Raw genomic sequence first — 19,596 nt, 5'->3', positions numbered from 1 at the left:
ATGATTAAATCTTTTTGAAGATCAAACAGCCGTTTGTACCACCGAAACCGAAAGAGTTACATGCAGCATATTCCATGTTGCTAACTTTACGAGCAGTGTGAGGTACTAAGTCAATGTCTAAGCCTTCTTCAGGATCATCTAGGTTGATTGTTGGTGGAACAATTTGGTCAACCAGAGACATAGCCGTGATGATAGCTTCAGCAGAACCAGCGGCACCTAGAAGGTGACCTGTCATTGATTTCGTTGAAGAAACCAATACTTGCTTGCTGCCAGCTTCGCCAAGAGCACGTTTGATGCCCTTAACTTCTGCTACGTCGCCTGCAGGAGTCGATGTACCGTGTGCGTTAACATAACCGATTTGTTCACCAGTAATGCCAGCATCACGCATAGCCGCTTCCATTGCTAGTGCGCCACCAGAACCATCTTCACTTGGAGATGTCATGTGGTAAGCATCACCCGACATACCGAAGCCAACTAGCTCACAGTAAATCTTAGCGCCACGAGCTTTAGCGTGTTCGTACTCTTCTAGAACCATCATGCCAGCACCGTCACCAAGAACGAAGCCGTCACGGCCTTTGTCCCATGGACGAGAAGCTTTTTGAGGTTCGTCGTTGCGAGTAGATAGTGCTTTAGCTGCACCAAAACCACCCATACCTAGTGGTGTAGATGCTTTTTCAGCACCACCCGCTAGCATTGCGTCAGCATCGCCGTATGCAATCATACGTGCCGCGTGACCAATGTTATGTAGGCCAGTTGTACATGCAGTAGAAATAGCGATGTTAGGACCGCGTAGACCACGCATGATAGACATGTGACCAGCAATCATGTTCACGATCGTTGACGGAACAAAGAATGGGCTAATTTTACGAGGGCCTTTTTCAGTAAGCGCTTGGTGACCTGCTTCGATCAAACCAAGACCACCGATACCAGAACCGATAGCCACACCAATACGTGGTGCGTTCTCATCAGTAACAGTTAGACCAGAATCATCAAGTGCCTGAACACCTGCTGCGACGCCGTATTGGATGAATAGATCCATTTTACGAGCATCTTTTTTAGACATGTACTCTTCGCAGTTAAAGTCTTTAACTAGACCTGCAAAACGAGTTGAGAAATTGGTTGCATCAAAGTGCTCGATATTCACGATACCACTTTGACCAGCTAGCAGGGCTTTCCAAGAAGATTCTACAGTGTTGCCTACCGGTGACAACATACCCATGCCAGTGACAACTACACGACGCTTGGACACGATTTTACACTCCGGAGATTGAGGTGATTTAAGATGAGGATAGATGAGTTAGAGAAAACACAGGCGGTCGAGGTGACCGCCTGGGAGAGATTATTACTGAGCGCTAGTTACGTAATCGATAGCTGCTTGAACAGTAGTAATTTTCTCAGCTTCTTCATCTGGGATTTCAGTGTCGAATTCTTCTTCTAGAGCCATTACTAGCTCAACTGTGTCTAGAGAATCTGCACCTAGGTCATCAACGAAAGAAGCTTCGTTTTTAACTTCAGCTTCGTCTACACCTAGCTGTTCAACAATGATTTTCTTTACGCGTTCTTCGAGGTTGCTCATTTTTTCTTTTCCTTTACAGAGTTCGCTTTATGCGATGTTTTCCGTAGTTTATTCAATCTATTGAAAGTTGCAAGGTCAACTTTTCTGGTCAAACCACAATTTTCACGATTTTAACCGAAATTACGTATGATCTTGACTTAAATCATGCACAAATGTTGCACATAATTTAAACCATGTACATACCGCCATTGACGTGAAGTGTTTCACCTGTGATATAAGCTGCCGCAGGCGACGCCAAAAATACCACAGCTTCAGCGATTTCGCGAGGGTCACCTAGTCGACCTGCTGGTACATTCGCCAAAGTTGCTGCACGTTGGTCATCATTTAGCGCTTTAGTCATGTCAGTTTCGATGAAACCAGGAGCAACAGTGTTCACTGTAACGCCACGAGACGCAACTTCACGAGCCATTGATTTAGTAAAGCCAATTACGCCAGCTTTAGCTGCTGCGTAGTTTGCTTGACCAGCGTTACCCATAGTACCCACTACAGAACCAACGTTAACGATACGGCCTTCACGCTTCTTCATCATGCCACGCAATACAGCTTTAGACATGCGGAAGATAGGTGTTAGGTTAGTGTCGATGATGTCATTCCATTCGTCGTCTTTCATACGCATTAGTAGGTTGTCACGAGTGATACCTGCGTTGTTAACTAGAATGTCAATCGCACCGAATTCATCGTTGATGGTTTTCAGTGTAGCAGCAATTGAGTCAACATCAGTTACGTTAAGAGCAAGACCTTTACCGTTCTCACCAAGGTACTCACTGATTGCAGCAGCGCCGCCTTCAGATGTAGCAGTACCGATAACTTTAGCACCACGCTCAACTAAAAGTTCAGCGATTGCACGACCGATACCACGGCTTGCGCCTGTAACTAGTGCAACTTTGCCTTCTAAATTCATCATAACTTCTCTATTAAGTGGTTATTACTTAGCAGCTTCTAGTGATGCAGTGTCATTAACTGCAGCAGCTGTCATAGTTTTTACGATTCGTTTTGTTAGGCCAGTAAGAACTTTACCAGGACCTAATTCAAGTAGCTTCTCAACGCCTTGCTCGTTCATCGCTTGTACGCCTTCAGTCCAACGAACTGGGCTGTAAAGTTGACGAACAAGCGCATCTTTAATTTTTGCAGGGTCTGTTTCAGCAACAACATCAACGTTGTTGATAACAGGCAATGCTGGCGTGTTGAATTCTAGAGCTTCTAGAGCTACCGCTAGCTTGTCTGCTGCAGGTTTCATTAGCGCACAGTGAGACGGTACAGATACTGGTAGAGGAAGTGCACGCTTAGCGCCCGCTTCTTTACATAGTGCACCAGCACGCTCTACTGCCGCTTTGTTACCCGCGATAACAACTTGGCCTGGAGAGTTGAAGTTCACTGGAGAAACAACTTCACCCTGTGCCGCTTCTTCACACGCTTTAGCAATCGCTTCATCATCTAGACCGATGATTGCGTACATTGCACCAACGCCTGCAGGAACCGCTTCTTGCATTAGCTGGCCACGTAGTTCAACTAGCTTGATCGCTTCTTTAAAGTCGATAACGCCAGCACATACTAGTGCAGAATATTCACCTAAGCTGTGACCCGCTAAGTTTGCAGGTTGCTCTAGGCCAAGCTCTTGCCATACACGCCAAATTGCAACAGACGCTGTTAGTAGAGCCGGTTGAGTGCGGAAAGTTTCATTTAGATTTTCTACTGGGCCATCTTGAACTAATGCCCATAGATCGTAACCAAGTGCTTCTGAAGCTTCAGCAAATGTTTGTTTAACAACATCATACTGTTCGCCTAGGTCTGCAAGCATACCGATAGCTTGAGAGCCTTGGCCTGGGAATACGATAGCAAACTTGCTCATTGTAATTTTCCTTTAAGCAAAGCAAAAAATTGAATAAGGCACATAAGTTATGTGCCTTGTTTGTAGGTTTTCGCTTAGGGTTAGAATTTAACTAACGCAGAACCCCAAGTGAAGCCACCGCCAAATGCTTCCAATAGAAGCGTTTGACCGCGTTTAATTCGTCCGTCACGAACAGCCTCATCTAAGGCTGTTGGTACGGTAGCCGCTGACGTGTTGCCGTGCTTATCAAGGGTGATCACCACTTGATCAAGTGACATTGTCAGCTTTTTCGCCGTTGCTGAAATAATACGGTAGTTCGCTTGGTGTGGAACTAACCAATCAAGCTCTGACTTATCCATGTTATTTGCAGCTAATGTGTCTTTAACCAGCTTAGATAGCTGAGTTACCGCCACTTTGAATACTTCGTTGCCCGCCATGTGCAGCCATTTATCCGCATCACCGCCACGCTCTGGTACTTCAAGGCTTAGTAGCTCACCGTATTTACCATCAGAGTAAATGTGAGTCGACAAAATACCTGGCTCTTCGCTTGCGCCTACAACCACCGCGCCTGCTGCATCACCAAATAAGATGATCGTAGAGCGGTCAGTCGGATCACAGGTTTTTGACAGTGCATCGGCACCAATCACCAAAACGTTCTTACACATGCCTGATTTGATGTGCTGATCTGCAACAGACAAAGCATAGACAAAACCAGAACACGCTGCAGCCAAATCAAACGCAGGGCAGCCTTTAATACCAAGCTTACCTTGTACCTGACACGCCGAAGACGGGAATGTGTGGCTACTACTGGTGGTCGCAACGATGATTAAATCAATATCTTCTTTGTCGATACCCGCCATTTCAATGGCATTTTCAGCAGCGTAAAACGCCATATCTGCAACGGTTTCGTTCTCCGCTGAAATACGACGCTCTTTAATACCTGTTCTAGCAACGATCCACTCATCGCTAGTCTCTACCATTTTCTCTAAGTCTGCGTTAGTACGCACCTGAGATGGCAAGTAGCTGCCAGTACCTAAAATTTTGCTATACATGAAGACTAATAATGCCTCTCGAGTAAAACCGCTTCCAAACGATCGCTAATGCGGCTGGGGACTTGTCGTTTGACCTCGTGTACTGCCTCGCCAATCGCGTTGACAACTGCAGATACATCAGCACTTCCATGACTTTTAATGACAATGCCGCGCAATCCTAACAAACTTGCGCCGTTATACTGGTCGGGGTTCAAGGTTTTTAATTCAGTAAATAGCTCAGAAAACAACATTCTGGCTATCCAACCCTTTATAGTTGAAGCCATCATGCGCGTTTTTAGCTTATCAATAAAGAGCTGAGCCGTACCTTCGCACGTTTTTAAGCAGACATTGCCCACAAAACCATCACATACGACGACATCAGCAGCATCTTGAAGGAGTTGGTTACCTTCAATATAGCCTATGAAGTTCACAGACTGAGTATTCGACAACATTTCAGCGCATCGTTTTACAAGGTCATTACCTTTAATTTCTTCGGCACCGATATTCAAAATAGCGACACGTGGAGCGCGACCTAAATGTTGTTCCGCTAATGCACTGCCCATCACAGCAAATTGGAAAAGCGAATCTGCATCACTAGACACATTTGCCCCTAAATCAAGCATCCATGTACGATTCCCTGAAGCGGTAGGCAAAGCTGAAACCAATGCGGGCCTATCAATGCCAGGGAGGAGCTTAAGTCGAAAACGGGACAGAGCCATCAATGCGCCGGTGTTGCCACCACTCACACAAGCATCGGCTTGAGAGTCGGCGACCAGATCAATAGCAGCACGCATGGAGCTACCCTGACTGTTACGCAAGGCTAGTGAAGGTTTTTCAGAATTGGAAATAACTCGATCACAATGCTGAATACTCAAACGAGAGTCAGGCATTCGACCTAATGAAGATAATTGAGATGTGATCGCGTTTCGATCACCTATGAGAATGACTTTTAGCTCTGGGAAATACGACAGTGCCTGCACGGCGGCAGGCACTGTTACACGAGGACCGAAGTCCCCGCCCATTGCATCAAGCGCAACGGTTAGATTTTGCAAAGGTCAACCTTACTTGTTGATAACCTTTTTGCCGCGGTAGAAACCTTCCGCAGTCACGTTGTGACGTAGGTGAGTTTCACCTGAAGTTGCGTCTACAGAAAGTGCAGCTGTAGTTAGCGCATCGTGTGAACGACGCATGCCACGCATTGAACGTGATTTCTTGCTCTTTTGTACGGCCATTGACCCTACTCCTATGTAAATTCTTAAAGAAGCAGTTACTTCTTCAAGCTTTTTAAAACATCAAATGGATTCGGCTTCTTGTCTTCCTCAATTTCTTCAGGAAGTTCACCAAACACCAAGTTATTTGAGTTAACGCTACATTTCGCATTATCGTGCATTGCTATTTGCGGCAATCCAAGAATGAACTCGTCTTCAACTAGTTGAATCAGGTCTAACTCACCGTACTCGTTCAGATCTACCAAATCGTACTCTTCCGGTGCTTCCTCTTCACTTTTCTCATTATAATAAGGAGTATAAGTGAATTGGACATCGCACTCATGTGCGAAAACCTCATTACAACGCTGACACTCTAAATCGACTTCGACGTTAGCTTTACCAGAGATAACGACTAATCGTTGTTCATCAAGCCCAAATGACAATGAGACTTGCGCGTCACGTTTTACGCCTTCAGTTGCCTCAGCTAAACGCTTAAAAAGACTGGTTTGGATGATGCCATCTAAATCTAGTCGTTTCTGAGCCGTTCTTGCCGGATCAACTGTACGCGGTATTTTTACCTTTTGCATAGGGCGCGAATCTTATCTTCCAAATCGAGTTTAGTCAAAGGAAATGGCAAAAAAAGTACACTTTTTTACCTTTCCCATACAGAGCATTATGAATAGCGGGATAACTTCCTATATCCTACTGTAAATGCTTCTATGAATTGTAAATTAAAATGAAAAATTACCAACTAGTTTTAGCCTCTACCTCACCATTTAGGCAAGAGATCCTCAAAAAACTACAAATTAGCTTCATTACGGCAAAGCCTGATTGCGATGAAACACCGATTCCGGGGGAGACTCCACAACAGTTGGTAATGCGCCTTGCTGAAACCAAAGCTAAGTCTTGTTTCATTGATCAACCAAGCTTAGTGATTGGATCTGACCAAGTCTGCGTGATCGATGGCGAGATAATAGGTAAACCTCATACTCGTGAAAAAGCGATTGAGCAGTTATCTCGTCAAAGTGGCAAGAGCATCACTTTCTATACAGGAGTAACCGTATGGAACAGCGAAACCCAACAAGCTGACACGCGTCTCGATACCTTTATTGTTCACTTCCGTGACTTAACCGAGCAACAGATCATCTCTTACGTTGAAAAAGAAGAACCTTACTGGTGCGCTGGCAGCTTTAAGTGTGAAGGACTAGGTATCGCTTTGTTCAAAGAGATGGAAGGAAAAGATCCGAACACGCTTATTGGTCTACCGCTTATTGACCTAGTCGATATGTTGGATGCGCAAGGAATGAGTGTGCTTTAACTCGCGCTTACCATTCTTACAGAGATTCCCTACTCCTTCCTTCGTCAGTCTAGGGAATTCTCTTGAACTTTAAGGTGAACACGATATGAAGACCATAGTAGTACCACTCAACTTTTAAAAAGGTCACTGCTGTCTCATAAACACTGCGGAAGACAGTAACCCAAAAGTTGTTCGACCGAGGTAACACGTAAACACAAGGTACTATTTTACTCGAATAGCAAAAAGTATCGTCATCCCCAAGAGTGAGGGACGAGCGAGTTGGGGATCTCTTGTAACAAGCACAAACAAAAAAGGTTGACGAAATTCGTCAACCTTTCTCAATTATAGATACTGAAGAACAAATTTAGAGACACTCTATACCTTCGTATCTCGTATCTCGTATCTTCTTAAAGCTTACGTAAACCAGTCAGCGCTTTTTCTAATCGCGCTTCCATCGGAGCTGAGATATCCATCTTCTCTTCACTACCCGGATGCGTGAACTTGATGTTTGCAGCATGTAGGAACAAGCGATCCAACCCAACCTTTCCCGTGTAAGCATCAAAACGACGATCACCATATCGGTCATCCCATGCAATTGGGTGGCCCGTATATTGAGTGTGTACACGGATTTGGTGCGTACGACCGGTAATCGGGCTCGCTTGAATCAGTGTCGCATCTTTGAACTTCTCTAAAACCTTAAAACGAGTTTCAGAGGCTTTACCATTCGGGTTAACACGAACGATACTGTTTACTTCATTTTTCAGCAGAGGCGCGTTCACCACCTTACAGCTGTTCTTCCACTCGCCCATCACTAAAGCGAAGTAGTATTTTTGAACCGTTTTTTCACGGAATTGCGCTTGAAGATGTCTTAGCGCCGAGCGCTTCTTAGCAACAAGCAAGATGCCAGACGTATCTCTATCAATACGGTGCACTAGTTCAAGAAAGCGAGCTTCAGGACGAAGTGCACGCAATGCTTCAATTGCGCCAAACTTAAGTCCACTACCACCATGAACGGCAGTGCCCGATGGTTTATTTAGAATCAGCATGTGATCATCTTCATAAATGATGCACTGTTCCAATTCTGAAACCTTGTTGAGTTTCGTGCTTGGCACGTTCTCTTCAACTTTCTCTTCAATGGTAACTGGCGGGATACGAACTAAATCACCAGCTTTTAGTTTGTACTCAGCCTTGATGCGTTTTTTGTTTACGCGGACTTCGCCTTTACGCACGATTCGGTAAATCATGCTTTTCGGGATGTTTTTTAATTGGTTGCGTAAGAAGTTATCAATACGCTGACCAGCCATATCTTCGTCAATATCGACAAATTGGACTTGGGTTCTAATTTCGCTCATTGCGCTATTGTATCACTGTCACTTTTGATAATTGAGATTTTCTTAGGTCTATTCTGAACTAATTTACTCTTAATTCTTGATCATCTACCACCAAATGGTCGCTGAAGTTCTATATTTCTTTGATTCTTCGAACAAAAAAGCACCAAGATTCCTGCAAATTAAAATATCAATTGATAAATTATTTATAGACAGTGAGTTAGAGCTATCAAAACACAAACAAAAACTGTTTTTTTTACAGCATTCCGACAAAGCAGATTGCTGTGTTTACCGACCACTGCTATAGTTCACAGCTGCTATCAACGGTTTGACTAAAATTTAAACAGACAATCGTTCATAAGCAAGTAAATGAGTAGATAACTCAGATTAGACAGTGCTGCAATTGGCGTAAGACACAGTCAACTGAGTCCCCTTATCGCTCTACTCACGTACGCTCATGTTGAGTATTCACCGCCACATCGCGGATCATAGGCTAACTCCCTATGATGACTGACGTGCCCCAGAGCATCCCTCTCCAGCCGGGAGGCTGCACCGATAAAGCCATGGGATCTGGCACCATGAGAAACGAAATAAAGCGATAAGAACAATGATGAAAATAAGAAAAGACAACGAGTATTTCTAAATGAAAAGAATGTTAATTAACGCAACTCAAAAAGAAGAGTTGCGTGTCGCTTTGGTTGACGGCCAGCGACTATTCGATCTAGATATCGAAAGTCCAGGTCATGAGTCAAAGAAAGCGAATATCTACAAAGGACGTATTACCCGTATTGAACCAAGCCTAGAAGCGGCATTCGTTGATTACGGCGCAGAACGTCACGGTTTCCTCCCTCTTAAAGAAATTGCCCGCGAATACTTCCCTGAAGGTTATACATACCAAGGCCGTCCTAGCATTAAAGAAGTGCTAAAAGAAGGCCAAGAAGTAATCGTACAAGTAGAGAAAGAAGAACGTGGTAGCAAAGGTGCTGCACTGACAACTTTCATCTCTTTGGCAGGTAGTTACTTAGTTCTTATGCCAAACAACCCTCGTGCAGGCGGTATTTCTCGTCGTATCGAAGGTGATGAGCGCACCCAACTGAAAGCAGCATTGAGCACTCTTGAGCTTCCTCAAGGTATGGGCTTAATCGTGCGTACAGCGGGCGTTGGCAAAAGCGCAGAAGAGCTAGAGTGGGACCTAAATGTTCTATTGAATCACTGGGGCGCTATCAAGCAAGCTTCAGATTCAAATGCAGCTCCTTTCCTAATTCACCAAGAAAGTAACGTTATTGTTCGCGCAATTCGTGACTACCTACGTCGTGACATCGGCGAGATTCTAATCGACAGCAACACTATTTTTGAACGTGCTCAAGCGCACATTCAACTAATACGCCCAGATTTCATGAATCGCGTTAAGAAGTACGATGGTGAAGTGCCACTATTTAGTCACTACCAGATTGAAAGCCAGATCGAATCGGCTTTCCAACGTGAAGTTCGCCTTCCATCTGGTGGTTCTATCGTAATCGATCCAACAGAAGCGCTAACTTCTATCGATATCAACTCAGCTCGTGCAACAAAGGGCGGCGATATCGAAGAGACAGCACTTAACACTAACCTAGAAGCAGCCGATGAAATTGCACGTCAATTACGTCTACGTGACCTAGGTGGTCTTGTTGTTATCGACTTTATCGATATGACTCCGGTTCGCCACCAACGCGAAGTTGAAAGCCGCCTACGTGATGCCGTTCGTCTAGACCGTGCTCGTGTACAAATTGGCCGTATTTCTCGCTTTGGTCTTCTAGAGATGTCTCGTCAACGTTTGAGCCCATCACTAGCAGAAGCAAGCCACCACATTTGTCCTCGTTGTACAGGTACTGGTGTTGTTCGTGATAACGAATCTCTAGCACTGTCTGTTCTACGTTTGATTGAAGAAGAAGCTCTGAAAGACAACACAGCACAAGTACTTGCTGTTGTGCCTGTTCCTATCGCGTCTTACCTTCTGAACGAAAAACGTCGCTCAGTAAACCACATCGAGAAGAACCAAGAAGTTAAGATCACTGTTGTTCCTAACTCTGACATGGAAACACCGCACTTTGAGGTTATCCGTGTTCGTGAAGGCGAAGAGTTCGATCTACTTTCTTATCTACTTCCTAAGAAGCTAGATGCTCTGAAAGAAGCAGAAAGCAAAGAACCGGCAGAACAAGCAATTCGTCCTAAGAAGATCGAAGAGCCAGCTCTGAAAGGCTTCGCAGCTCCAGCTCAATCAGCACCGACTCCAGCGCCAGCACCAAAAGCGGCACAAGAGAAGAAAGCTGAGCCAGTAGCACAAGAATCAGGCCTAATTGGTCGCTTCTTTAAGGCTATCGGTAGTTTCCTATTTGGCTCTTCAACTCAAGAAGAGAAGCAAGAAGAGAAACAAACTGAAGAGAAGCCTAAAAACAACCGCAACGGAAACCGTCAACGCCGTGACCGTAACGATAACCGCCGCCGTAACCAACGTGGTGAGCGTGGTGACAACCGTAACGATAACCGTGACAACAAACGCCGTCGCAAGCCTGCACGTGATGAGAAGCCTGAAGAGCAGAAAGATGCAGCTCCACAGCAAAATCGTCAACCTCGTAAGCCTAAGCAAGATCGCCGCAACAAGCAGCGTGACGAGCAGAAGCAACGCGAAGAGCAAGCACCATCTAAATTAGCAGAAGAAGGCCTACAGCTAGCGGCAGACGCACAAGCTGGTAAGTCAGATGCGCCAAAGGCTAAGCCTGAAGCGAAAGCTGCTAAGATCAAAGAGCGTCGCCAACGTCGTAAGCTGAACAAGCAAGTTCGTGTTAAAGACCAGCAAGCTCAAGCAGACGCGGCTGAAAACTCAACTAAGGAACAAAAAGCACCATCTGTTTCTAAAGAGCAAGCAGCAGCGAAAAACAAATCAGTAGCGCAAGAGCAAAAAGTTGCAGAGCAAGTTGAAGCAACTCAAGCAAATGGCGAGCAATCTGAACAGGAAGAACCGAAACAACGTCGTAACCGTCGTTCTCCACGTCACCTACGTGCAAGTGGTCAACGTCGTCGTCGCGGTCGTGATCGTCGCCCTAACCCATTCCGCCTACGTAAAGGTGGTGTAGCTTCTCCAGAGATGGCTATGGGTAAAGTGATGCCTCGCTTCATTCCAAAACCTCATCACAAACAGGCAAAACCTGAAGTGGCTGAAGTAGCAGTTGAAACGCAAACAGTGGTTAATACTCAAGAGCAAAATGTCGCTCAAGAGGCAGCTCCACAAAGCAGCGTTGTAATGGCAGGCGGTTTTGCATGTCCTGAACTGGCAATGGGTAAAGTGATTATCCGCCGTGAAGAGACTGCAGTAACTCAGGCACCAGTTGCTGAAGCTCAAGTCACTGAAGCTCCTGCTGTTGTTGAAGAAGCTCCAGTGGTTGCCGAAGCGAAAGTTGAGGCACCTGTCGTTGAAACTCCAGTAGTTGAAGCACCAGTTGAGACTGTGAAAGCTGAGGAAGCAGTTACTGAAGCACCAGCAGTTGAAGCTGAAGCGGCTGTCGTTGAAGCACCGAAAGCTGAAGTGAAAGTTGAAGAAGCGCCTGTTGCAAAAGCAGAAACGCCAAAAGCAACAGTTGCGAAGAAGCAAGCGGGCTCACCAATGACTAAAGCTCCTGGTCCTCAAGAGATCAAAGAGATTGAAGTGGTTGCAGCACCGTTCCGCACTGAACGTTTTGTACCAAAAGGTGCAGGTAGTCAGGTAGCGTCAAACAAAGCTGGCGCAGGCATGACTAAGCCAAACTACTAGTGTTTACTACTGAGTAATCATTAGAAAATCGAATCAAAGGCTGCTTATTTAAGCAGCCTTTTTCTTATCTGCTAATCGAATAAAAATTAATAGATATATTACTCAAAATTGGGTTCTACCTTGAACTTAGTCACAATTTTGGGTAGCATTCGCGCACTTATCTTTTCGACACTTAGCTATTGCCGCTCTTTTTCATCACTGTTTAGCTACGCAATACACTCGTGTCGGTAAATCCATTTTAAGCATAGCTGAGCACACATGTTCGAATTCCCACAATTTTCTAAGCACTCTGTAAAGAATGACGTACTGTCAGGCCTTACCGTAGCACTTGCTCTGGTACCTGAAGCTGTAGCATTCGCCTTTGTTGCTGGCGTTGACCCAATGGTTGGTCTGTACGCAGCATTCATCGTAGGTCTTATCACTTCAATCTTCGGCGGCCGCCCAGGCATGATTTCTGGTGCGACTGGCGCAATGGCTGTTGTAATGGTAAGCCTAGTTGCAACTCATGGTGTTCAATACCTATTCGCGGCAATTATGCTAGCTGGCCTTCTGCAAATTGCAGCAGGTGTCTTCAAGCTAGGTAAATTTATCCGCATCGTTCCACACCCAGTAATGATTGGTTTCGTGAACGGCTTAGCTATCGTTATTTTCCTAGCTCAACTTGGTCAATTCAAAGCACCGGATCTAACAGGTGCATTAACTTGGCTACCAAGCGACCAGATGACTCTGATGTTAGGCCTAGTGGCACTAACTATGGCGATCATCCACTTCCTACCAAAACTGACGACAGCAGTACCATCTTCATTGGTTGCTATCGTAACGGTGACGGCATTGGTTGTAGGTCTTGATCTTGAAACTCGTACTGTTGTTGATTTCCTACGTACTATGTCTGGTGACGAAGCAGCAACGCTGGCGGGTTCTCTACCGACTTTTTCTATTCCAGCAGTACCGTTTAACCTAGAAACGCTATACATCATCCTGCCTTACGCAGTGATCCTTGCAGCGATTGGTCTAATCGAATCACTACTAACGCTAACAGTACTAGACGAGATGACGAACACTCGTGGTCAATCTAACCGTGAATGTGTTGGTCAAGGTATGGCTAACGTGACGTGTTCAGTATTTGGCGCGATGGGTGGTTGTGCGATGATTGGTCAGTCAATGATCAACGTAAACTCTGGTGGCCGTGGTCGTCTATCGGGCATCGTTGCTGCTGTTGCATTGCTAATGTTCATCCTATTCGGTTCAGCACTTATCGAAATGATTCCTCTAGCAGCACTTGTGGGTGTAATGTTCATGGTTGTTATTGGTACATTCGAATGGGCAACGTTCAAACTTGCACGTCGCGTACCTAAGCAAGACTTCTTCGTTATCGTTCTTGTTACGGTTGTGACAGTAATGACTGACCTAGCGGTTGCTGTATTTGTGGGTGTTATTGCATCTGCACTGATGTTTGCATGGCAGCATGCTAAGCACATCTACGCGGATACTTGCATCAACGAAGCGGGTTCAAAAGAGTACAAAGTAAACGGTCCAATCTTCTTCGGTTCAACAGCGAACTTCCTTGAGTTATTTGACGCTCATGAAGATCCACAAGATGTAATTGTTGATTTCGCGAACTCTCGCGTAACCGACCACTCTGCTATTGAAGCAATTGATACCATTGCTGAGCGTTACGCAGCACAAGGTAAAACGCTGCACCTTCGTCACCTAAGCCAAGACTGTGTTGCTATGCTGCACAAAGCAGGTAGCTTAGTAGAAGCAAACGTAGCAGAAGATCCAATCTACAAAGTAATGTCTAAGTAATCTTAAACATCACTTTACGTTAGATATAGAAAGGCCGACATTCAATGTCGGCCTTTTTTATACTTATAGCTTAAGCCAAATACTGCTCTTACATTCTCGATCTCAAATCGACCTTAATATCGCTTCGCTAGATTCTTCGATTAAGTCCAAAACCAGTTCGAACCCATCACCCTCCCCATAATACGGATCAGGAACTTCTTGATACTGCGATTCACCGAAGCTTAGAAACAACGCCAGTTTGTATTGCAAGTGTGCCGGACATTGGCTCATTAAGTCGGTCAAGTTAGCTCTATCTGCTGCGAGTATTAAGTCAAACTCTTCAAAATCATTTGCGACGACTTTTCGTGAAGTAATGCCTTTAAAGCTATAGCCTCGCTTCTCTCCTGCCGCTTTAGAGCGTGAATCCGGCGGATTGCCTTGATGGAAACCAATCGTCCCTGCAGAGTCGACTAGAACATCAATATTGAGCTGCTGTGCCTTCTTTCGTAATACCGCTTCACCTGTTGGCGAGCGACAAATATTCCCCATACAAACCACGAGTATCTTTTTCATCCGTAATCACCTGTTCTTCCGATGGTTTTTGCTATCGTTAAGTTAGGCTATGATAAGCGCAATCACAACTTAAAAGGATTTGTTATGTCGACTGAAGACAACAAAGAACAACGTCATAAAGCAAGACAACAGAAAGTTAAAGAACAAGTCGATGCTCGTGTCGCTGCAGCTCAAGAAGTAAAAGGCCTGTTACTGGTCATCACTGGTAATGGTAAAGGCAAATCGACCTCAGGCTTTGGTACCATAACTCGCGCAGTAGGCCACGGTAAGAAATGTGCGGTTGCTCAGTTTGTTAAGGGCACTTGGGATAACGGCGAAAAGAATGTCCTGCAAAAGCTAGATGTTGAATTTCAGGTGATGGGCACTGGCTTTACCTGGGAAACGCAAAACAAAGCACAAGATATCGAAGCGGCACAACGCGTATGGACAGAGTGTAAACGCATGCTGGCTGACGAGTCGATTGATGTGATTCTATTTGATGAGCTGACTTACATGGTGAGCTACGGTTACATTGAGCTCGATGAAGTCGTTGAAGCGCTTAACAACCGTCCGAAGATGCAATCAGTGATCATTACAGGCCGTGGCGCGCACCGCACACTGACTGAAATGGCAGACACCGTATCAGAGGTACGTAACGTGAAGCACGCTTTCGAATCTGGTGTTAAAGCACTACAAGGCGTTGACTGGTAATCACCTTCAACCAGAGCTCCCGGACTCGGTCATTCTTCCCTCTCGAGGATGACGACCACTAGGCCGTTATGCCCTTGAACAAAGGACGACTGCCTATAGTCATTCCCTAGAGCGAGGGACGAGTGTCATAGGGAGTCTCTCTTGAGTATTTCCGATGCCAAAATAAAAAGCGCCATTCCTACAATAGGAATGGCGCTTTTTATAGTTAGCGAGTAATCGTTAGTTAAAGAAACCTTTCAATAAACCGTCTACGGCTTCTTTGGTCTTCTCATCTTTAATCTTGTCCGTTAGCTTGTTAACACCACGGTCAATCTCTTTCTGTGCTTTTTGCTTCAATACATCATCAAAAACAAGTGCAAATTTCGGGTCAGCCCATTGGCCTGTCACCTTAATCGGAATCGTCACATCTTTCAGGTCATCAATACTCTTACCGCCCTGACCTTCTAATGAGCCAACAATCGATGTTCTTACTAAGAAATCTACCGTTTCATTAATGAAGTTAGCTTTACCTTGACCTGTCACGCGAAGTAGTGGTGATTGTGCCGACAAGTCATTGGTTGAAACCCAACCTTTATCAACCTTAAGTGTCGCTTTCATCGCACTAAAGTCAGTCTTTTTAGCTTCATTTGTGCTTTCAACTTTCTCGCCTTTGATCTTCGCGTAATTCTCACGAATCAGTTGTGCAACGTTGATACCGTTAACCGCACCATCTTCAAAGTTAATCGCGATAGTACCAACTAGGTTCTTTTTGATTCCTGTCGGAGTCAGGCTCTTACCTTTCACATTAACATCGATATTACCCGTACCTTCAAGCATATCGTTACCGGCAACATCAACCAGCAATGGCTGAACTTTCACCCCTTTAATTCTCTTCTTAGCAGTGTAAGTCGCCGGTGTTTTACGAGCGTCTAGCTTTGCTGTTGCAGAGATAGAACCTTGGTAAAGGTTTGATGTGAATGAAGTTAATTCAGCAACACCGCGGTTAACAGAGAATGCCGTTTTAACATTCTGCATTTTCGCATTGTTTGCTTTGAACTTATCGATCGTGATATCACCTTTCACATCAAGCGTTTTCAACGCAGATAGGTCAGGTTCAACTTCTTTCGCTGGTGCTGAGCTGCCTGACTTTGACGTTGAGCCACCAGCAGAACCAGAAGGCGCCGTGCTCGCAGTTTCTGTTGAACTACCTAAACCTAGGAACTCGTCTAAATCAATATTCGGGCTATGAAGCGAGAAACGAACCTTTGGTATGTCTGACAGAGTAACGTCGGCTTTACCGTCTAATGCAATAGAGTTAGCTTGTAGCTTCTCTAGCACAAAGCTCAAATGGCTCTTCGTTAGATCAAAGCTAAGATCAGACAACATATCGACTTTCATTGGTGACTGAGGAAGCGTGTCACCCTTGAACGTAGAGTCTAACGTTAACTTGTTCAGTGTCACTTTTGAAATTGCTTTATCAACCGTCAGCTCACCGCCACCTTTCAGGTCTAAATCTAGACCAGCAGCTTTGCCAACCACAGCGTAAGTCAGTTGGTTAACCTTATCGAACTCAAACGTATCTAAACCAAGCTTTACGGAGTCAATTGACGTCGTTGGGTCATTAAACTTAGCGTTTAGGTCGATATTACGTAGCGCATAGCTTGCAAAGCCTTCAGCAAGTTTGAACTCAGCGCTACCGTTGGCTGAGAATTTTTGCTGGTTGTTCTCACCAGACGCAGCAAAAGTTGCCGTAGTCCACGTGTCTACTGCGAACTCAGATAGGTTCAAAGACACATCGTAGAGCTTAGTGAAAGAACCGGCTTGCTTGTCGTCCATTTCAAATAGTGCGTTTGAAATGGTTACGCCTGCTAGATTAATCGTCCAGCCAGATGTCTCTGCTGCGCTTTGCTCTTGCGGAGCCTGCGCTGGCTCAGACGTTGTATCAGCTGCTGGTGCCGACGCATCAGATGCAGATGCTTGCGTCAGCGCATCAATATTTTTACGGCCATCTTTAAGCGTTTCTAAGTAGAATTCTGCGCCATCTAGAGTGATGTTGCCGATCTCTAGTTGGTTGCTAAATAACGGAGTAACCGAAACGTCAACGCCAACGGTATCAACCTTAAATAGGTTAGGTTGCGTAAAACCTTCAGGGTTGCGTAATTCAGTTTGACCAAGTTCGAAGCCAATAGATGGGAAGAATTGCCAGCTGATATCACCCTCGATCACTAGCTCAAGGCCGGTGTGCTTCTGGGCTTGTTCGACAATTAATGGCTTAAATTGGTTGGGATTCACTAACAGTACTAGTGCCAAAATTGCTGCAACAACAATAAACACTGGCACAGCTATGAAAATGAGTAGTTTCTTCATCCGCATATTCCTTGCTTAGATTCCAAAAGAAAGTGGCACTATAAAAGTGCCACTGATTCGGTAAAAAATAAAGCTAAGTGAGTCACTTAGGCAAAACTTTTATTCGATTAAGACTTCAACAACTTCGCAATGTGCGCTTTTAGTACATCAATCGCGATACGGTTTTTACCACCACGAGGAACGATGATGTCTGCATGTTGTTTTGAAGGCTCGATAAACTGCATGAACATTGGACGTACTGTTTCTTGGTATTGCTTTAGTACTGTATCCATTGTGCGACCACGCTCTTCAACGTCGCGCTTAACACGGCGTAGTAGACAGATGTCTAGTGGTGTATCCATGAACACACTTGCGTGCATTAGGTTACGAAGACGTGGGTCTGTTAATAGCAGAATACCTTCTAAAATGATCACTTTCTTAGGAGTAAGTGTAGTCGTTTCAGAAGTACGTGTATGTTCTGTGTAGCTGTACTCTGGTACTTCTACAGCATTGCCGCTCATCAGCTGCTGTAAATGCTCACATAACAGATCATGGTCCAGTGCATTTGGGTGATCGTAGTTAGTTTTAACACGCTCTTCCATACTCAAGTGGCTTTGGTCGCTGTAATAGCAATCTTCCGTGATAACACCAATTTGATGGTCGCCTACTTTTTCGCGCAGCTCATTATAAATCGTACTAGCAATCAGACTTTTTCCTGAAGCTGAAGCGCCAGCGATACCTACGATGACACATTGATTATTATCAGACATTATTTTGCACCCGATATGGTTTGGTGGTGGGAATAGATAAACCGCCTGATTATAGGGGCTAAAGCACCGAGATTCTAGTCGCCATTTTAGCAAATTGCAGTCAAATTGATGATCTCAATACATTTACTTAAGACAATCGTTTGCTTTTAAATAACTTGCCTACAACTGTTTGCACAGGCTTGCCAACTACCTAACCAAAAAACGATAGTTGTGCAAAAATCACGGGCTGTTTATCTAAACCACTCATTATCTATACCGCGTTGAGGTTCCCGCTTACTATTCAACCATAGAAAAATTGATCGCTTCTGGGCGTGCTTTACCCGTCCAGAACATTTTAGCCGCGACATTTTCAGCAAGCTCTAAATAATGGCGTGTGTGCTCGCTGTCTGGGCGGCGCACTACCGTTGGGCAGCCGGCATCGATGTCTTCGCGAACATCAATATGCAGTGGGATTTGCGCTAAGATATCGAGGTAGAACTCTTCAGACATAGCCTCTGCGCCACCAGCGCCAAAGATATGCTCTTTCTCACCACAGTGACTACATATATGGTAGCTCATGTTTTCAACTAAGCCTGCTACAGGCACACTCACTTTATCGAACATCGCGACACCTTTACGTGCGTCTGCTAAAGCCAGATCTTGAGGAGTAGTCACAACCACCGCACCGGTTACTGGGATTTGCTGGGATAGAGTTAACTGGATATCACCTGTGCCCGGTGGCATATCGATAACCAGGTAATCCAGCTCTGGCCATACGGTTTCATTCACAAGCTGACCGAGTGCTTTTGCCGCCATCGGACCACGCCAAATAGCGGCATCATCTTTCGATACAAGGTAGCCAATTGAATGAGTGAAAATACCGTGTGCTTCGATTGGCATCATCCACTTATTGTTTTGCACTTCTGGCTTCGCATCTAACTGTCCTAGCATCATAGGAACCGATGGGCCGTAGATGTCAGCATCCAATAAACCGACTTTTGAGCCTGACTTAGATAAAGCCAGCGCAAGGTTAACTGAAGTCGTTGATTTGCCCACCCCGCCCTTGGCAGAAGTGACAGCAATAATATTCTTCACGCCTTTAAGTGGCGTTGATACCGTCGTTTCAAGTGCCGATGGCTTGACCTTCACTTCAAATTGAAAAGCACTCACAAGCTCTTGTTCAATCTGAGCGTTAATCCAATTTTCCAGGTCAACAGCAAGCTGATTCGCAGCGAAAGGCAAAGTAATTACAAACGATCCGCGAGGATCAACTGAGACAATGTTTTGGTGTAGCGCCCACTCTGGGATGAGGATTGGTGACTCAAACTCATTCAACCATGAACAGAAATCTTGCTTCGAAGTAAAGTTACGCATTGGGGCTCCTTTTTTTATTTATGCTATCACCCACGAGATGAAGAC

Annotated in this window: 17 protein-coding genes; 4 read left to right on the top strand and 13 right to left on the bottom strand. The window is 45.0% G+C overall.

What is annotated here, in order from left to right; genetic code table 11:
* Nucleotides 1-4 precede the first annotated feature (4 nt).
* The 8 genes from fabF to yceD form a co-directional block, all read right to left on the bottom strand.
* Entirely contained in the window at nt 5-1,249 is a 1,245-nt protein-coding gene (gene fabF / locus F0228_RS10590) for a beta-ketoacyl-ACP synthase II (protein WP_004737382.1), read from the bottom strand.
* 93 nt (nt 1,250-1,342) lie between these two features.
* On the bottom strand, nt 1,343-1,576 hold the full coding sequence (gene acpP / locus F0228_RS10585) for an acyl carrier protein (RefSeq protein ID WP_004737381.1): 234 nt from the start codon (nt 1,574-1,576) through the stop codon (nt 1,343-1,345).
* Between the two features lie 166 nt (nt 1,577-1,742).
* Nucleotides 1,743-2,477, bottom strand: a complete 735-nt coding sequence (gene fabG, locus F0228_RS10580; RefSeq protein WP_004737380.1) for a 3-oxoacyl-ACP reductase FabG — start codon at nt 2,475-2,477, stop codon at nt 1,743-1,745.
* Nucleotides 2,478-2,501: 24 nt separating this feature from the next.
* A complete protein-coding gene (gene fabD, locus F0228_RS10575; RefSeq protein ID WP_061033776.1) occupies nt 2,502-3,425 on the bottom strand; it encodes an ACP S-malonyltransferase in 924 nt (307 codons plus the stop codon).
* Nucleotides 3,426-3,505: 80 nt separating this feature from the next.
* Complete coding sequence (locus F0228_RS10570; RefSeq protein ID WP_061033777.1) at nt 3,506-4,456, bottom strand: beta-ketoacyl-ACP synthase III; 951 nt, start codon at nt 4,454-4,456, stop codon at nt 3,506-3,508.
* A 5-nt stretch (nt 4,457-4,461) separates the two neighbouring features.
* A complete protein-coding gene (gene plsX, locus F0228_RS10565) occupies nt 4,462-5,487 on the bottom strand; it encodes a phosphate acyltransferase PlsX (RefSeq protein ID WP_061033778.1) in 1,026 nt (341 codons plus the stop codon).
* A 9-nt stretch (nt 5,488-5,496) separates the two neighbouring features.
* Nucleotides 5,497-5,667 (bottom strand): 50S ribosomal protein L32, encoded by a 171-nt coding sequence (gene rpmF / locus F0228_RS10560; protein ID WP_004737376.1) that lies wholly within the window; start codon nt 5,665-5,667, stop codon nt 5,497-5,499.
* A 35-nt stretch (nt 5,668-5,702) separates the two neighbouring features.
* The gene (gene yceD / locus F0228_RS10555; protein ID WP_137409091.1) at nt 5,703-6,230 is read right to left on the bottom strand and encodes a 23S rRNA accumulation protein YceD; all 528 of its coding nucleotides are present in this window, start codon (nt 6,228-6,230) and stop codon (nt 5,703-5,705) included.
* A 149-nt stretch (nt 6,231-6,379) separates the two neighbouring features.
* Here yceD and F0228_RS10550 point away from each other — a divergent pair, with 149 nt between their 5' ends.
* On the top strand, nt 6,380-6,961 hold the full coding sequence (locus F0228_RS10550; protein ID WP_171730715.1) for a nucleoside triphosphate pyrophosphatase: 582 nt from the start codon (nt 6,380-6,382) through the stop codon (nt 6,959-6,961).
* Between the two features lie 386 nt (nt 6,962-7,347).
* Here F0228_RS10550 and rluC read toward each other — a convergent pair whose 3' ends face one another.
* Complete coding sequence (rluC, locus tag F0228_RS10545; RefSeq protein ID WP_061033780.1) at nt 7,348-8,292, bottom strand: 23S rRNA pseudouridine(955/2504/2580) synthase RluC; 945 nt, start codon at nt 8,290-8,292, stop codon at nt 7,348-7,350.
* A gap of 619 nt (nt 8,293-8,911) precedes the next feature.
* Here rluC and rne point away from each other — a divergent pair.
* The gene (rne, locus tag F0228_RS10540) at nt 8,912-12,055 is read left to right on the top strand and encodes a ribonuclease E (RefSeq protein WP_171730716.1); all 3,144 of its coding nucleotides are present in this window, start codon (nt 8,912-8,914) and stop codon (nt 12,053-12,055) included.
* A 258-nt stretch (nt 12,056-12,313) separates the two neighbouring features.
* A complete protein-coding gene (locus F0228_RS10535; protein ID WP_008220276.1) occupies nt 12,314-13,861 on the top strand; it encodes a SulP family inorganic anion transporter in 1,548 nt (515 codons plus the stop codon).
* A 102-nt stretch (nt 13,862-13,963) separates the two neighbouring features.
* Here the strand turns inward: F0228_RS10535 and F0228_RS10530 are convergent, their stop codons facing one another.
* Entirely contained in the window at nt 13,964-14,413 is a 450-nt protein-coding gene (locus tag F0228_RS10530) for a low molecular weight protein-tyrosine-phosphatase (RefSeq protein ID WP_061033782.1), read from the bottom strand.
* A gap of 84 nt (nt 14,414-14,497) precedes the next feature.
* On the opposite strand from F0228_RS10530, the gene cobO reads away from it, so the two are divergent.
* Complete coding sequence (gene cobO, locus F0228_RS10525) at nt 14,498-15,103, top strand: cob(I)yrinic acid a,c-diamide adenosyltransferase (RefSeq protein ID WP_061033783.1); 606 nt, start codon at nt 14,498-14,500, stop codon at nt 15,101-15,103.
* A gap of 219 nt (nt 15,104-15,322) precedes the next feature.
* Here cobO and F0228_RS10520 read toward each other — a convergent pair whose 3' ends face one another.
* The 3 genes from F0228_RS10520 to apbC all read right to left on the bottom strand — a co-directional run bounded on the left by F0228_RS10520 (nt 15,323) and on the right by apbC (nt 19,551).
* The gene (locus F0228_RS10520) at nt 15,323-17,449 is read right to left on the bottom strand and encodes an AsmA family protein (RefSeq protein WP_171762224.1); all 2,127 of its coding nucleotides are present in this window, start codon (nt 17,447-17,449) and stop codon (nt 15,323-15,325) included.
* 107 nt (nt 17,450-17,556) lie between these two features.
* Nucleotides 17,557-18,198, bottom strand: coding sequence for a uridine kinase (gene udk / locus F0228_RS10515; protein WP_004737367.1), 642 nt, complete (start codon nt 18,196-18,198; stop codon nt 17,557-17,559).
* Between the two features lie 276 nt (nt 18,199-18,474).
* Nucleotides 18,475-19,551 carry an iron-sulfur cluster carrier protein ApbC gene (apbC, locus tag F0228_RS10510; RefSeq protein WP_171762223.1) on the bottom strand — a complete coding sequence of 359 codons (1,077 nt, stop codon included), beginning with the start codon at nt 19,549-19,551 and terminating at the stop codon, nt 18,475-18,477.
* Nucleotides 19,552-19,596: the final 45 nt, after the last annotated feature.

This window comes from Vibrio sp. 99K-1, from assembly GCF_013114585.1.
Classification (GTDB): domain Bacteria; phylum Pseudomonadota; class Gammaproteobacteria; order Enterobacterales; family Vibrionaceae; genus Vibrio; species Vibrio chagasii_B.
This window is presented reverse-complemented; position numbering and strand designations above follow the sequence as displayed.